General features: G+C 40.8%; 14 protein-coding genes. 3 read left to right on the forward strand and 11 right to left on the reverse strand.

Annotated features, from left to right (window positions below; genetic code table 11):
* The gene (locus tag M3661_RS20365) at nucleotides 1-1314 is read left to right on the forward strand and encodes an ABC transporter substrate-binding protein (RefSeq protein ID WP_251488055.1); all 1314 of its coding nucleotides are present in this window, start codon (nucleotides 1-3) and stop codon (nucleotides 1312-1314) included.
* A 78-nt stretch (nucleotides 1315-1392) separates the two neighbouring features.
* Here the strand turns inward: M3661_RS20365 and hflX are convergent, their stop codons facing one another.
* The 4 genes from hflX to M3661_RS20385 all read right to left on the reverse strand — a co-directional run bounded on the left by hflX (nucleotide 1393) and on the right by M3661_RS20385 (nucleotide 5329).
* Nucleotides 1393-2664, reverse strand: a complete 1272-nt coding sequence (gene hflX, locus M3661_RS20370; RefSeq protein ID WP_251488058.1) for a GTPase HflX — start codon at nucleotides 2662-2664, stop codon at nucleotides 1393-1395.
* 729 nt (nucleotides 2665-3393) lie between these two features.
* Nucleotides 3394-3852, reverse strand: a complete 459-nt coding sequence (locus tag M3661_RS20375) for a hypothetical protein (RefSeq protein WP_251488060.1) — start codon at nucleotides 3850-3852, stop codon at nucleotides 3394-3396.
* Nucleotides 3853-4068: 216 nt separating this feature from the next.
* The gene (locus M3661_RS20380; protein ID WP_251488062.1) at nucleotides 4069-4653 is read right to left on the reverse strand and encodes a TetR/AcrR family transcriptional regulator; all 585 of its coding nucleotides are present in this window, start codon (nucleotides 4651-4653) and stop codon (nucleotides 4069-4071) included.
* A gap of 52 nt (nucleotides 4654-4705) precedes the next feature.
* On the reverse strand, nucleotides 4706-5329 hold the full coding sequence (locus M3661_RS20385) for a hypothetical protein (protein ID WP_251488064.1): 624 nt from the start codon (nucleotides 5327-5329) through the stop codon (nucleotides 4706-4708).
* Between the two features lie 272 nt (nucleotides 5330-5601).
* On the opposite strand from M3661_RS20385, the gene M3661_RS20390 reads away from it, so the two are divergent.
* Entirely contained in the window at nucleotides 5602-6573 is a 972-nt protein-coding gene (locus M3661_RS20390; RefSeq protein WP_251488065.1) for a hypothetical protein, read from the forward strand.
* A 90-nt stretch (nucleotides 6574-6663) separates the two neighbouring features.
* Here the strand turns inward: M3661_RS20390 and M3661_RS20395 are convergent, their stop codons facing one another.
* From M3661_RS20395 to M3661_RS20415, 5 genes are all read right to left on the reverse strand, one after another.
* On the reverse strand, nucleotides 6664-6915 hold the full coding sequence (locus tag M3661_RS20395) for a transposase (protein ID WP_251488076.1): 252 nt from the start codon (nucleotides 6913-6915) through the stop codon (nucleotides 6664-6666).
* 43 nt (nucleotides 6916-6958) lie between these two features.
* Nucleotides 6959-7858, reverse strand: coding sequence for a DUF6531 domain-containing protein (locus tag M3661_RS20400; protein ID WP_251488088.1), 900 nt, complete (start codon nucleotides 7856-7858; stop codon nucleotides 6959-6961).
* 80 nt (nucleotides 7859-7938) lie between these two features.
* A complete protein-coding gene (locus tag M3661_RS20405; RefSeq protein ID WP_251488095.1) occupies nucleotides 7939-9576 on the reverse strand; it encodes a hypothetical protein in 1638 nt (545 codons plus the stop codon).
* Between the two features lie 228 nt (nucleotides 9577-9804).
* Nucleotides 9805-11112 (reverse strand): hypothetical protein, encoded by a 1308-nt coding sequence (locus tag M3661_RS20410; protein WP_251488097.1) that lies wholly within the window; start codon nucleotides 11110-11112, stop codon nucleotides 9805-9807.
* Between the two features lie 204 nt (nucleotides 11113-11316).
* The gene (locus M3661_RS20415; protein ID WP_251488100.1) at nucleotides 11317-12873 is read right to left on the reverse strand and encodes a carbohydrate binding domain-containing protein; all 1557 of its coding nucleotides are present in this window, start codon (nucleotides 12871-12873) and stop codon (nucleotides 11317-11319) included.
* Between the two features lie 186 nt (nucleotides 12874-13059).
* Here M3661_RS20415 and M3661_RS20420 point away from each other — a divergent pair, with 186 nt between their 5' ends.
* Nucleotides 13060-14487 carry an NBR1-Ig-like domain-containing protein gene (locus M3661_RS20420; RefSeq protein ID WP_251488104.1) on the forward strand — a complete coding sequence of 476 codons (1428 nt, stop codon included), beginning with the start codon at nucleotides 13060-13062 and terminating at the stop codon, nucleotides 14485-14487.
* 229 nt (nucleotides 14488-14716) lie between these two features.
* On the opposite strand, the gene M3661_RS20425 is transcribed toward M3661_RS20420, so the two are convergent.
* Nucleotides 14717-15724, reverse strand: coding sequence for a hypothetical protein (locus M3661_RS20425; protein ID WP_251488107.1), 1008 nt, complete (start codon nucleotides 15722-15724; stop codon nucleotides 14717-14719).
* A complete protein-coding gene (locus tag M3661_RS20430; RefSeq protein ID WP_251488110.1) occupies nucleotides 15672-16400 on the reverse strand; it encodes an RHS repeat domain-containing protein in 729 nt (242 codons plus the stop codon). Before M3661_RS20430 ends, M3661_RS20425 begins: the two co-directional genes overlap by 53 nt.
* Nucleotides 16401-16759: the final 359 nt, after the last annotated feature.

Consider the following 16759-nt stretch of genomic DNA (forward strand, 5'->3'; position numbering starts at 1 on the left):
GTGAGGAAAATAAGAAAAATAGTTATCATTTCACTTTTGATAAGTACTTTGTTATTAGGATGTAGTCAAAATAAAGAAGTTAAAAATGACGAAAAATTAATCATTGGGCTAGTTTTTGGAGACACAAATAATGAAGAATTCCAACGTAGATTTGTAGAACCATTTTTAATTTTACACCCAAATGTTGATATAAAAGTCGTATCTGCGATAACAGAAGATCCAGCGACTCATAACCCTAACGGCCCTTATCAAAATGTCGTAAATTTACTAACAGGTACTGAGCCGGTTGATTTATTATTTATGGATTCCTCATTATATCAAATACTGTCTCAACAAAATCAACTTAAGGAGTTATCTCCCTTTATCAATAAGGATAAGTTTGATATTAATTCTGCTAAAACTTCAGTTATTGATTACTTGAAACAACTTGGAAACGGAAATTTATATGGCCTATCTCCTTCCTTTCAAACAAAGGCTGTTTTTTATAACAAAATGTTGTTCCAAAAAGCTAATCTTGAACCTCCTCATGATTTAATGACTTGGGAGCAATTATTTCAAAAAGCAGAACTATTATCTTTACAACTAAAAGAGGATAATATTTATGGAATAAGCTTTGACAGATACAACGACTCTAACTATTTCAATATTATAAACAACTATTTATCCAGTTTAAATGTGAGAATGTATGATATAAACCAAAAGAAAATGACAGTTGCAACTGATACTTGGAAGGAAAGCTTCCAGCTAATTGATTCATTATTCCAAAAGAACATTACGCCAATAAAATCTGAAGGAGAAGACCTATTTCTTAACAATAAAGTTGGAATAATCATAGAAAACTATAATTATTTTAATTCACTAAAAAAACAAATGCCCAGCAATTTTGACATAGTTACTTATCCAATTCATACCGGATCTCCTCATGTAGGAAGTGAAATTACTTTTAGCAACATTATCGCCATTAATGCCAATGCTAACAATACTGAAGTAGCATGGGAATATCTCAAGTTTATTCACAGCCAAAAATGGGCAAAATCAAATAAAGACATACCTAGTGAATTATTTACATTTTATAATCACAAGGAAGATACCGTATATAATATCGATGCTTTCTATAAGTTGCAATCTTCTATATCAGCAAATTATCAAATGGACTTATACAATAATTTCAAAATAATTAATGATATTAGAATGATAATCACCGAAGGGAACAAACAAATAGAATCTGCAAGGAATAAAGAAAAATCAATCACAGAAGCACTTAACGAATGGGAAGGTTCAGGAAATGAATTATTGAATAGAAATACTAACTAATTTTTTCTATTCTAAATAATTTTGATCTTCTTGCAAAGTCACTTCGCCTCCTATTCGAAGTGACTTTGCATTTAATCACTACTTTTTCACATATTGAGCGAACTTCTGATAATCGCTCTGCTTGCATTCCAGAACAAGCTTCGTGCCCTGCTCCTCATATTCAGTAGCAAGTACATGCGCATGCTCGTTCAAGTAAGAGACATGCTGTCCTTCGTGATAGGGAATGAGCATCTCACACTTCACGTAATTGCGGAACACTTTGCCGCGAATCGCCGTGACAAGCTCATCTAGCCCCTGCTTGCCCTTGGCCGAAATATACAAGGAATTGTCCTGCGATTCCGGTATTTCTCCATCCTTCATGTCGATCTTGTTGAAAGCATAAATCATCGGAATATCCTCGATCCCAATTGCCTTCAGCGTCTCATTCGTAATGTGAATGTGCTGCTCATACTCCGGATTGGAGAAGTCAACAACATGCACGAGCAGGTCGGCTTCTCTCACTTCCTCCAGCGTAGAGCGGAATGCCTTCACAAGATGATGCGGCAGTCTGCTGACGAAGCCAACCGTGTCGGTCAGGAGGAATTCCTTCTTATCCTCCAGCTCAATGTTGCGGACAGACGTTTCCAACGTTGCGAACAGCATATCCTTTTCAAATACGAATTTGTCCTTCGATCCCGTAAACTTCTCTACCAGTGCATTCATGACTGTGGACTTGCCCGCATTCGTGTAGCCGACAAGCGATACGACAGGGATCTCAGTCTTCTTCCGCTTCTTGCGTTGAATTTGGCGATGCGCTACGAGCGTTTCCAGCTCCCTGCTCATGGCTGTAATTTTCTCTTCAATCCGACGGCGATCCAGCTCAAGCTTTGTTTCACCCACGCCCTTGTTCTTCGTACCGATACCGCCGCTCTGGCGGCCAAGTGATTCACGCAAGCCAACAAGACGCGGTAGCATATACTGCAGCTCTGCCACCTCGACCTGAAGCTGCGCCTCACGAGTCTTCGCGCGCTGTCCGAAGATGTCCAGAATGAGCAGCGTCCGATCCACGACCTTGCAGTCCAGATCGGCTTCCAGATTGCGCAGCTGCGAAGGCGACAGCTCATCATTGAAAATAACAAGATTGGCTTCTTGCTGCTTCAGCATGATCGTAATTTCCTGTATCTTGCCTGTGCCGATGTAATGCGATGTATTGATGCGGCTCAGATTCTGCGTCACTGTCCCGACTACTTCCACATCACATGCGCTCGCCAAGTTCGCCAGTTCCTCCATCGAATATGCAAAGTCTGGCTGATGATTCATATTCACGCCGACCAGTACGGCCTTTTGCGCTTCGATTGTTAGTTGTTCCATAAAGTTATTCCTCCATGTTTCTGTTTATTTTGTTCCTATCATGCTTGGTTCTCATACAACTTGATGCACAAAAAAAGCACAGGCATCCCGCCAGTGCTTGGAGTAATCGTATCAATACTGGATCGCAACCTTCTTCATCCTATTACACATAGGATCCTTGAGGCTAATTAGATCGAACTCCCTCCTTGATAGGGGCGATTCAATCCAATTGGAACAACCCAATGGCCAACTGTACAGTCTGAAGCTATACCGCTGTTCGCAGTTAACGCTGCCAGCATCCACTGATGCGCACATCTGTATTCGCATTATCAGACACATACACCCCAATTGCCCCGAACCTGATAACACGATCAGGAACAAGCAAATACATGCGACGACAATGCTCAAAGAGACATAATTCTCTCCTTAAATAGCGGCAGGCAGACACGTACAATGGGCACAACAAAAGAGGGTAGGCACGATCCCTCCCTCTTCTGTCGCCAACCATCATATTAGGTTCCGTAGCAACAAGGCAGACCAATCCCGATTACTCTGCACACAGGCAGAGCTAATGAGCACTATTCAGTTAGTGACACATGCGTTCAATCGGATTCTTCCGAAGCGGAAGTTAGCTGCCTTATTTACCACTGTGAACCCTCCGTTCTGTCAAAGTTATCCTCATCCTAACACAGCCAAAGTATTGAAGCAAGTAGTTATCTGCACAAATCTTATTCTCCTAGATTCATACAACTAACTAGAGCTAAGGACAAAGGCATCGAAATCGATAGAAAAATCGGATTTATTCTCGTAATACATGCTGTATGTACCAGGCGATAGCGTAATGGACGGAGTGCTAAAAGTTCCGTTGACACTAACCGGGACAAAGCTGCCGTTATTATTATTGTGCAGGATGAAGTGTGAAGAGATCGGTTTTCCATTGTTCGAGCTATCGGATGGGCTTTGGAACACGCGGAACGTAATCGTATATGTCGTATTGAGCGTGAAGGTTCCCTCTACCTTTCTCATCGTGCCTTCTTTATTCAGGTTCCGATGCCAAAAACGATAAATTACATTATCTGAAGCAGTCTGTTCCTGAGAGACCGATGGGGTCGATCCGTGAATTGCATCGTAACTCGTCTGGGCAAAGGCAGTCTGAGAAAGCATCGCAACACACGAGATCGCAAGCAACAACGCAAATGCTCTTTTCAATTGTATCCACTCCATTTCAATTCATTTTTGTAACAATATAACAATATTGTTTTGTTACAGAAAGTATTCCTGTAATACAATGATTTACATTTCAAAAACGAATGTAAAGTTCCTTAACTGGCTACAAACAAAAACACAGGCCTCCCGCCTGTGCTCTGAGTAATCGCTATATGTCGGTATATGGTGAAGCAAGTAATTATATGTACAAAATAATCGTCAGTGCTTCGACGTGCCTGCTACATTTCCATACATGACAATGGTTAGTACCATGTCGAAAATTTCTGAAAACCGGTAGCGGCTCTCAGCCAGGTAATCCATATCGGTCAGCGATTCGATCGCTGCAAAGATGATATGTGCCACAACGCCTTGATCGATATTCTTTCGAAAATAGCCTTGCTCAGCACCGTCCTCTAATACCTTCACCAAATGATTAATAATGACGTGCTTGCGCAAATTCTGAAATTTCTCATATAAAACGGGCACGCTGTGCTTTATATCCTCGATCGCAGATCGCTCAATACCGTTTAATCGTTCAACCATCAAGGTCATAAAGGTACGCAGCTTCTCTTCGGGTTCCTGCTTGCTCGCAAGCAGCTCATGAATGTCTGCCTCAATTTCTTGAAATAGCTTCTCGATCACGATTTCCAGCAAATCGTACTTCGAATCGAAGTAGCGGTACAGCGTAGCCTTGCTCATGCCAATCCCCTGAACGAGATCGTCAACGGATAAATTGGAGTACCCGTGCCGAAAGAACTGGGGTGCAGCATGCGTTAACAGTCTCGCTTCCGTCTTTTTGCTCATGTCAAGTTCCTTCCGAAATGATAATGATCAAATGATATGAATTAATTTCATTCTAAACAAGGGCAGCAATTAACGCAATCGGAAGCAGGATGACATAAGGAATGATCAGGAACAGGGTCACCTTCCAGTCCCCCGTCAATCTTCGCAGCAGGAGCGGTGCAAGGAGCCAATACAACTGAGCGGTGTACAAGCCTGGAAAATATTCGCCGAAATAAAGGCTCCAAGTGGTGTGTGCGATGGCATTGCCGAGCGCTCCATAAGCTGTAAAGAACAAAACGGGAATAAGAAGAACGGGCTTACGCCGGACAAAGGCAAAGATAGCGGCAAGAGCGAAACAGGAATAGGAGATCATGTTCAACACAACAAAAAATTGCGCGGTATAGGGTTCTCCACCATAAATAAGAGGAAAGCGGGTTGAAAATCCGGTAGAGAATTCTTCGGAAAAATGGATGAACTGCCAAGCCAGTACGCCGAAGTATAGTGGCAGGATTTGCAAGGGTTCAATGCATTCGATTTTCCTCCTGTATAACGTAATAAAAATCGAGTATGCAAATACGATCCCAAGAGCAAATGTGACGATCAGCTCATACCCGGAACTTAGATAGCAGAAGAGCAAAAACAGGAAAGCAGACAGAACTGTGGCGACTACAAAGTCTTTTTTCTGAATCCAAACCATGCAAATCCCTCCCTATTTTGAAACTAATTATACTAATATAGTTTCATATTATCATTTTAGGTTATGAAAAATGAGCTGTCAATTGTATCTTGCCAGTATAATTCAGCAGGATTTTTTGCCCTAGACAATAACGCTAAATTAATGAGATTTTGTATTTACAATATACACAATAGAAATTAATACAAATCTTTTCTGTTTAATGCTTTAGATTTTATCTACAATGGAGCTATTCATAGAATAATAACAACTATTTCAACTAAAAGGAGTCGCACATGAAACATACTTTAAAATATGGAAGTGCTTTTCTATCACTTTTACTTATGTTCGTTTTCTGTAGCCATCAACTAGCATTGGCTGGAGAAGTAAAATACAAATATGATTCAACGGGGAAAGTAAAACTGGTTAAACAAGGAGATCACCAGTATGAGTATCATTACGACGGCAACGGAAATTTGTTAAAAAAAACAAAGCAAACAGCAGTTAATTTGTTGGAAAATGGAGATTTTGAATATTACTCAGGTAGCTTGGGGCTAGCGGATAGTCGGGGAAATTATGAGCAAGACGGAGTTATCGGAACCTACGGGATTGAGGAGAACAAAGTAATGGCTGGCAAGCGTGCTCAAAGGTTGGACGCCTCCTCTTTAAACGGCAAAAGCATGAGCCTCATGCAGACGGTAGCTGTCGAGCAAGGTAAAAATTACGTTCTTCATAGCCATATTAATGTCGAAAAGATTTCCAATGCTAAAGTAAATCTAACTCTTGGGTTTTACGATGCCAATGGTAAAGTCGTTGGGTGGCCCGCTAGCGGCAGTATTAATGATGATACGAAAGGCGAGTTCTTCGTTCTGTCTACGAACGGAGTCGTTCCTCAGGGAGCCGTCAGAGCTGCCGTTCAAGTCAACATCATTGGCTCAAATGGTACAGGCTCAGCTTCGGTCGTTGTCGATGGCATGCATTTGACTTATTCAACTGAACCTAATCTCTTGGCCAATAGCGGATTTGAGAGCTACACAGGTTCAACTGGATTGGCAGATGGCTGGTGGAATTTTGCGGAAGACGGAGTTATCGGAACCTATGGGATTGAGGAGAACAAAGTAATGGCTGGCAAACGTGCTCAAAGGATGGACGCCTCCTCTTTAAACGGCAAAAGCATGAGCCTCATGCAGACGGTTGCTGTCGAGCAAGGTAAAAATTACGTTCTCCATAGCCATATTAAAGTGAAAAGATTTCTAATGCTAAAGTGAATCTAACTCTTGGGTTTTACGATGCCAATGGTAAAGTCGTTGGGTGGCCCGCTAGCGGCAGTATTAAAGGGAAAAATGGTTACTTTTATTTTACGGCCAGGGGAGTAGGTTCGGATTATAGAAGCGATAAAGGGTGGATGCAATAAGTTCATTTTCTTCTGGAGAGCGGTTGTCCTTCTCTGAGAAGGAACCTGTTTGGTGGGCTTGTTTAATCCAGCGATCCAATGCAGATGCACTCAACTCATACTCACTTACAATGTCTGCTCTTGATTTCCCATTCTCGTATAGCTCAACCATCTGTTTCTTGAAATCATCTGTAAATGTTCGTCTTATTCTTGGCATAGTAGATCCGCTCCTTGTTATGATGTGTTAATTCTACTAGCCCTTAATTTTTCTGTCCAACTAAGTGTAGCCGATCTACTAAAGCAAATGTTCCACGCTGCGGAAGGTATAAATATTGTTGGCCTTCGGATAGTTTCAGATAAGGAATATCCCACATCCACCCCTTGCCTAGTGGCGAACGATCATCTTCCTCTAGCTTGCGGGTAGACTGTTTATAAGTTCTTTCATTGTAGTAGATATCATCTTTACCACGCGAACTATCATACACACGACGCAATTCGAAGTCCAAACCATTCGGTCCAGGAAGAACGAGATCAGTTTGCTCTACATGCAGAGAACCGTCGACTGTCGAAATATTCTCGCCAACGCTCCCGACTGAATACGGTGCGTGATCGAACTTCAACTCTCTTTGCTTCAATGCAAAGCTATCATAGCTCGAAGACGATGACAGGGATCGCTTGGAGCGACGAAATTTAGGAATCTCATACACAGAGTCCGTGACGCTTGTTTCCTTAACATCCCCGTCACTCTCCACTTTCGACAAATAATCATACACACTTGTCGTTACTGTAGTCGTATCATACACGCTTGTCGTTACTGAAGGCTGCTGTTCTGCAACATGAGGATACAAGCGGTTCATATATTGCTCGTACGAGCCTCCGCGCTGTTTCTCCAGCAGCCCCTCATAGATATGGTGCAGTAGGTATCCTTTCGTTACTTCTCCGTATACCCAATCACCATCAACTTGAAATTTTTCAGCTACTGAGGAAACTGTAATAATATCTTGCGGATCAAGATCCTTAGGCTGTTGGCTGTACACAGCATCCGTAACTGAAAGATTTGATAGCTCAGTATCGGATGACATCACTTCTTGTGCAGAAGTAAGTGGTATGCTCGTAAACGCTAAAATAAATGTTAAAATTAGTGATATGTACTTTTTCACGGTTTTTCTCCTGTTCAATTAAGTATTTTGCTTATATGTATCAAAAAACACCTCAATTAGATGAATAGAGATTACATCATTCACTTTCTCTTTTCACGCCTAATTAAGTTGCCATTTTCATCATAGTAATGATAAATGATTCTACCGTCTGGATATGTTATCGTTTCCATCTTGTTGCCGGCATCGTATGAATATATCGTCGCATGTGCTTCAGTATCATAATGGATGGATATCGTCCAATTCGTACTATCGCATTGATTAGTACCGTTCGTATTAATTACAAAATATAAAACCCCGCCTTCGCTTATCGGCAGTACGATATCATGATCCACTCCAGCATCATTGTTATAATCCAGCTTCGCCTGCCAAACGGGAGTGAAGCCGTTTAAAATGGTTGCTTTGACACCATCGCCACATGCTGTATTACTTTTGGCTGCATGTCCGCTCACACGCACCGAGCCTGACTTTGGAGCCACCCATTTTCGGACGGAATCAGACTTATCGGGATGCTGCATATTATGTGTAATGATCGAAAACGGATATTTTCCTCTCCACAGTTTTTCGCTAGAGTCCCATTCCATATCCTCATATTTGGAGTCTTCCAATTCTTGATAATACCAATTAGACTGCCCTTGTGCCGGACTAAATCCAGAAACGGATGAGTAAGTTAGATCAGCATTTGGTACCATATAAGTGATATGCGAATCCCATGATGTACCGTCACAATCCGCATTGTCATTCGAAGCTACTAGAAAACGCAACTTATCATCTGCATGAACGGTCATATCATGTTGGACTTGGAGGCCTTCTGCATCATCAAATCGAACAGGCGCCGACCATACGACTTTGTTGTTTTTCTGAATGGATGCAATGATTCCATTTCCGCACTTCGTGTTCTCCTTGGCCACCTTTCCCGAAATTCGGATCAGTCCGGATTCCGGTGCGGTCCAAGTTCGTACAGAGCTTAGATCGGTTGGATGATGAAAAGAACGGCCAATGAGCGAATATCGATTCCCCCCCTTCCACACCTCCTCCTTCCCATCCCAATTTAGAAAGGAAAAAGTCCCCTCCTTACCCTCTTCATAATACCAATTGTTCTGTCCTTGAACGCCACTAAATCCTTCAGACGCAGAATAGGCTAATGAAGTGTTCGCGTCTAGATAAGTGATGCTTGGATCCCAATAGGTACCGTCACAATAATTGTTCTGTTCTCCCTTATTCACGATAAAGTAAAGTGCTTCACCAGAATTCATATGCGTCTCGTAGTTTGTCGTTACCCCATGAATCTCGTTATACTCGATATAGGTCGTCCAAAGTAATCTCGTATTTTTCCGAATCTCTACTCTTACGCCATCCCCACATCCGGGATTACTCTTTGCTACGCGTCCATTTATTCGAATCAAACCACTCTTGGGAGCTACCCATTTCCTTACAACATCTGTTTCATCTGGATGATGAACATTTGCTGCAATCATCGTAAAAGGATGACTCCCCCTCCATAGTCGTTCAGATTCATTCCACTTCAAATCAACATACTGTTTCCCATTCCATTCCTGATAAAACCATTGATTCTCCCCTTGAATGGAACTGTAGTCTTTACTAGATACATATGTATTTTTGTCTTGTTGAGCAAAGATGCTGTTCTCGCTATAAATAAAAATAAGAATGAAGAATGCAAGCATTATCGTAATTTTGATATATGCCCCTTTTGAGCGCAAAATAATCCTGAACCCTCCTTTTTTATACGATTAATACCTGATTATAAAGGAATCTAAAAGAACTCTAATATTGGTTCCTATATGCCCATAGATTCATATAATAGCATTATTTTCCCTGCTGCACATTTATTATTTATTAGCATTAATTTGTGAAAAATGGACGTTTGATGACCCTTTCATCTGTAATGCCGACAACTTAAATTATGTTTTTAGCAGTATCTACAGTAACTATTCTTTCACTATCTTTCTCTGTACTTGATTGCCATTGGCATCATACTCTATTTCAGCAATCTTTCCATTTGGATAGATGATTCGCTTTACTTCATTACTTTGATTATATTCATAATGAACAAGATTAAGATTTCCTTGAGTGTTAAGTAGTCGTAGCTTTACCTGATCTATGTCCAAATAAGCCCCAACTTCTCCACCCACCGCAAACCGGATACGAATGGATGCAACATTCGGCTGAACAACAAACCGAGTATAATGTGCTTTCCAATTCCAAGCTCCATTTCCATATACGTTATGAATTTCCCCTACGTTATTCCCTTGTGCGTCTGCTTGGATAATACTTACTGAAGCTTGTCCTTCAGGCAAATAATATCTTAAGTAGGAACTAAATTCATAAGCTGATCCTCCAAGAACAGGAATAGGATCCGATAAAACATACATAAAAGATTCCTTGTCGTTTAATCCATTGAATAATCGATAATGGTATTTCCCATCTACAGGTTCATATGGGGCTATTGTAGCAAATGGATTCGTGCTGGTACCGTTCCTCCATACTGTCTCCCAAAAATCAGGTAAATTGTTAGAATTCTCGTCTTTCTCAAATCCCTCGTTAATATCAAGCTGAGTTAACTCGACCTTATCAACATCCAAATAAGCACCGACTTCGCCACCAACTCCAAATCGGATGCGCATAGACTTGGTGTCTGGATTTAGAATAAAGCTATTGTTTTTTTCATTCCATTTCCACCCGCCGTTATTGTAAGTGTAATGAATTTCCCCATTGTTATTCCCTTGTGCGTCTGCTTGGATAATACTCATCTCAGCTCGTCCCACAGGCAAATAATATCTTAGAAATGCTTTAATTGTATAAGCTGATCCACCCGTAACAGGAATCTGATCAGATAGCACATACTGATAAGATTGTGCATCGTCGTCCCCATTGTATAACCTATAATGAAGTTTACCCTGTACTGGTTCGTATGGAGCTAATACTGCGTAAGAATTCGAACTTTCCCCGTTTCGCCAAACAACTTCCCAAAAATCAGGCAACTGATTATGGTTGGAATCCCTCTCGAAATCACCATTTATGTCAACCATATTAGAATATGAACTACTGTTTACCTGATTAGCAACAGTCCCCAAAGCCATTGCAACTTTTGTACTTTCATACGTACCTCGTTCAAAGTTTTCTTGAGTCACAAGCATTTTCTCTGTGAGACTAGCACTAGCGGTGCTTGAAATCAGAAAGAAACTTAACATTATCGTCACTATACCCATTAAATAACTTTTGAAAGGTAGCTTCACAACATTTCCCCCTTATCTGGCCTAATTATTTAGTATATTTCCTATCAGGCCCCTTTTACAGTTATTATTTACCGTATTTAAATAAATAGGACTGAATCGACTCTACTCTTTCAATTTTTTTACTATTTCATTTACAATGACATTCCCTAATGATCGAGTTTCCAAAAACCTTTATCTCATTCATCTTGATATAATCACTTCTTACTATATATGGTAGTTAATTTCTGTTCTACGCCTCAGATTATTTCCATTTGAATCATAATCATAATAAATGGTATGAATAGGAGTGGCTTGTACCTTTAATCTTCCATTCGGATCATATTGATACGGCAATATATCGATGCGGATATCATCTATTGATATCGCACCTCCCTCTCTTATCCCCCATATCAAATAATAGTTTTCTTTCTCACCTGTGGTAAACACAACCGTCTTTTCGTTTGTCTCCCCTTTCTGCCCATTCCAGGTTGTCCAACCCGTATCTGCAGCAACCTCGTAATTGGTACTACGTGCCAAAAAGTAATAAAACCCATGAGACGGTTCTATCGTTTTGTATGTAAAGGTCACCGAGTAAGTAGTATTTCTATCAAATCGAATGTATGACGGTGAAGAATAAGAAAATTCCAGCCAGTCAGCCGTGTGTGGAGCAGCAAGATAAGCTGAATAAGCGCCGCTAATTACTTTATCTGGATCACTCGTAATCGTCCCGGCTCCAGACCAATATCGTGTGCCATCGAACGTCCCTCTTTCAAAGGATTCTGACTTCTTTTTGATATAAATATCATCTATGGACAATGACCCGCCCCAGCGAATTCCCCAAATCAAGTAATAATTATCTTTATTTCCTGTCGTAAATACGAAAGTCTTCGTACCTTGTTCCCCTGTCTTCGCACTCCAGCCCTTCCAGCCTGTATCAGCTGTAACATCATTATTTGTGCCTCGTGCAAGAAAATAATAGGCTCCATTATTGTTCACATCTGGGGCTTCTACAGCTTTATAGGAGAATGTAACTTCATAGGTAGTATTTTTCTCGAATTTAATTTGGTTCGGATCTGTATAAGCAAATTCACTCCATTCCTGTTCCTTCGGCGATGTAAGGTATGCTGAATATTTTCCACTAACGACTTTCGATGGATCATTCGTTATAGTGCCAGAAGAGGCCTGAAACATAGTTCCATCAAAGGTTCCACGTTCAAAGGATTCGCTAACTTTCCTCACAGATATATCGTCAATAGACAACTCTCCTCCAAGGTGAATCCCCCAGATTAAGTAATAGTTGTTCTTATTTCCTGTCGTAAATACAAATGTCTTTGTTCCTTTATCTCCTGTTTTTGCATTCCAAACTGTCCACCCAGTATCCGCTGCAACATCATTATCTGAGCTTCGAGCTAGAAAATAATATATTCCTTGATTTTGAGGATCAGGTGCTTTTACAGCTTTATATGAAAATGTAACGGCATATGTAGTATTCTTCTCAAATTTAACTTGCTGCATGTCCGTATATGTAAACTCACTCCATTCCACACTAGGTGGTGATGACAGGTATGCAGAATACTTACCATTAACGACTTTATCAGCATCACTCGTAATTTTACCTGAAGCTGCTGTAAATTTAGTGCCTGTATACACCCCTCTCTCAAAATCTTCTTTCATTATAAAATTTTTTTCAATGAAACTTGCATGTGCAGTAGATAACATAGTGAAGAGACAAAATATTGCAGTCACATAAATCATAAGTTTTCCTTTTGATGCGAAGTACACTACAATTCCTCCTATACATAAAGTGATTTCGTCCAGACAAATATAGTAGCTCGTCCCCATTGTAATTGGAAGTAATTTATTACCACTAATAATTTGAAACAAATGGTTGCACTAACATATTCAATCTGTAAAATTTAGTCATGTGCATTTAAAATAAACAGAGTTCAACTTATCTAGGGGGTAATGATGATTAGATCTATAAAGTTATTATTTGCATTCCTACTATTATTTATTGTTCTCGTCCCGACAGTTGCCGCAGACAACGGATCAACGCGGTTTATTAACAACACCTTCGAGAGTCACGATAATGATAGCCTTGGAATGGTGACTGCATACAGTGCCAATGTCGGAGGTTATTATTCAGCAATTCCTCCAGAAGCCTCTACTGTGAATGGCGAACTGGGGATCCAGCCTCATAGTGGAGTTGGATATTACCGCGTCGCTGGTCAAGACAAGAGCAATTCGGAGAACAGCTTCATTTACTTCAAGCTATATACGAATTTGAACTTAAGTATCCACGAAGGAATGAAATTATCCTATTGGGTCTATCACTACCAGTATACACAAAGTAAAAGAATGGCGATTGATCTCGTGTTCGAAGATGGGTCTACTTTGCGAGATAGCGGCATTACAGATACAAGAGGGCAGCGAATGCACCCTGCATTTCGGAATGATCCATTAAATCAGTGGGTTCAAGTCGAGGTCGATTTATCTCCACACACAGGAAAAACAATTAAGGAAGTACTTGTCGCCTATGACGACCACGAGGCTTCGGAGACCGGGTATTTCAGAAGCTACTTTGACGATCTCAGCATTGCACCTGCTCAAGAATTAAGCGCCAAGATTGTCTCGAATACCATTCCAGATACAATGATCCCAGGCTCTTCGCAAGAGGTTTCTGTTACGGTCAAGAACACAGGCAAGAAGGAATGGTCGGAAGCAGCGTCCGTTCGCCTCGGGGCGGTTGGCGATAGTGATCCATTTGCCATTGGCAGACACGTCATTCCTAACGGCAGCACCGTAAAATACGGTGATACCGTGACGTTTACCTTCAATATGGTCGCTCCGGCATATGAAGGAGTATTGATCACCGACTGGCGAATGGTTCAGGATGGTGTCGCATGGTTTGGCGATATGATTAAAAAGGAAGTCAAAGTAGCTCATATCCCTAAGCCCTCTATTGCAAATCATAATTATACATATAACTCGGCAAATCAGTTGCTTGATTTACTGCATACAGATTACCGAATCGAATATGCCTATGACTCCAATGGGAACCTGCTAAAAAAAATGAAAACAAATAACTTGCTTCCGAACGCAAGCTTCGAGCAGGGAACTTATTTTTGGAATTTTAGCCCGACTATGGCCATCTCAACTCATTTGTCGCACGAAGGCTCACATAGCATTCGCTTTCACTCGGATACGCCCATACTTGGTACGTCCAGCGACAGCTACTTCATTCCGGTTAAACCAGATACTGAGTATGAGCTTCGAGCTAATATTTACAACAACTTGAAGCAAGGAAGCTTCTATGTGGACACCTATGAATTCGACAATCAAAACATCGGTGTATATGATGGGGATGCAGAATTGGTTTCTCAGCAAGGACAGTAGGGACAAGCTTCTGTTAAGATACGCACAAAGCCGAATACGACGAAGATCATTGTAAGGGTAGTAGCCGATTCGGATGCTGTCGGAGAGGCTTATGCCGATGCGATTTCACTTGTTAAGAAGTAATCTTGAACAACAGTATTGTCACAAAAACATGAAGAAGGATGGTACACGACCATCCTTCTTTTTCTTGATTTTATTGCAATGCTTATCTTCCATATATCTCTTGTTTTTACTTTATGCGTTGAAAAATGACGGAGTCTACAGTTACTTTCCCGGAGGCTTTGTCTTCTGATGCTAAGAGATTAAAATGGACTCTAGCTCGCACCGTATGAGCTGGTGGCTCTACTTGTACCTGAACACTCTTCCAGCTCGTATTGTCACTGTACTCGAATGGCGTTTCATTTCCTATAAAATTATTATTAACGTCAAAATAGTGCATAAAGATCTGAACTTTGGCTTTGCTTAGATTTGCAATCGCAATTTGACTGCTTAGGCTATAGGGTTGTCCACCCGTTACTGCTACGTCTTGGAAGAACGTATGCATACCGTCTTTAGGTATGTTGGAGATTACCATTTGCTGCGCTTGCTTCCCACTAGACACTGGTGAATTGACTACTCGGTAATTGGCTTTTACCCCTGCTGATTCCCAATTCCCCCAGCCGTCTGCGACCCCACTCGTTCTTGTATTCATCTCAAATCCGGGATTGATGAGCAAATTGCTCTGCTCCCCTTTTTGGAATGTCACGGAGTCCACCGTTAGGGTTCCTGATCCATCGTTGTCTAATGCTATAATAGTAAAATGAAGTCTGGCTCGTACTGCCTTGGCTATAGGCCGCACCTGTTCATTAATGCTTAACCAGCCCGTGTTCCCACTATATTCAAATGGCGTTTCATTCCCTATAAAATTATTGTTGATGTCAAAATAATGCATAATGACCTGAACTTTGGCTTTGCTTAGATGTTCTGTCGCAATTTGACCACTTAATGTGTAAGGTTGACCACCTGTTACGGCTACGTCTTGGAAGAACGTATGCATTCCATCTTTAGGTATATTAGATATAGCCATTTGCTGCGCTTGTTTCCCACTTGACACCGGGGAGGTAACTACTCGGTAATTGGCTGGTACCCCTGCAGATTCCCAATTGCCCCAGCCATCTGCAACCCCACTCGTTCTTGTATTTGTCTCAAATCCGGGATTGATGAGTAAATTGCTCCGCTCCCCTTTTTGGAATGTCACGGAGCGTTAGGGTTCCTGATCCATCGTTGTCTAAGGCTATAATAGTAAAATGAAGTCTGGCTCGCACTGTCTTGGCCACAGGTCGCACCTGTTCATTTATACTCAGCCAGCTTGCGTCTCCTCCATATTCAAATACCGTCTCGCTTCCGATAAAACTATTATTATTATCAAAATAATGCATGTTCTTCACGATTAATTTTGCTTTGTTTAGGTTGGTTATTGCGATTTGACTGCTTAATGTATAGAGTTGACCATCACTTACTGATATGTCTTGAAAAAAATTAGCCCCTCCATCTTTCTGCATGTTGGAAATTTTCATTTGTTGAGCATGCTTACCACTAGATACGGGAGCAGTGACAACTTGGTAATTGGCTTTTACTCCTGCAGATTTCCAATCTCCCCAGTTATCTGCGACTCCATTCTTTCCCGTATAGATTTCAAATCCGGAGTTCATTAACATATTGAAGTTTTTCTGTAGTAGATTTCCATTCACGTCATATTGATATTCTACAACGGTTCCATCCGCTAGCTTCGTATTTACTAGCCGCCCGGAACTATCATAAACATTTACTGCCGTTTTCTCTGCGGCAAATCCTTTAGTTTGACTGAATGTTAGCAATGTAAGACTTATTAGAACTAGCACGAGCATGAATTTCGATGGTCTAAAACTACTCATATTCTACATTCCCCTTTTCCCAATTGTAAAACCGATATAGTATTCGTAGTCCTCTAAGCATCATATTCTTGATGAAAATAACATTTGAATAATACTTAATAAATTCGGTTCCCCCTGTTTAATTACAATACACCAAAATAAATTGTCATTTTTAATGGCTTTCATTATATCCTCTATTTGTATAGTATGCTTAGTGCTGTCTTATTTGGTTGACCACAGTATGGTATTATCTCTCTCAGTTATTAAAGATTCAAGAACAAAAACAACCAATTTAAGAGTTACCTATAGCAAAGAGGCCCACGAGTCCATGAGCCTTCTTTGTTTCTATAAGTTAGTTGTTCTGTTCATCAAGTACACTG

The organism is Paenibacillus sp. MER 180 (genome assembly GCF_023713665.1).
Lineage (GTDB): Bacteria > Bacillota > Bacilli > Paenibacillales > Paenibacillaceae > Paenibacillus_B > Paenibacillus_B suaedae.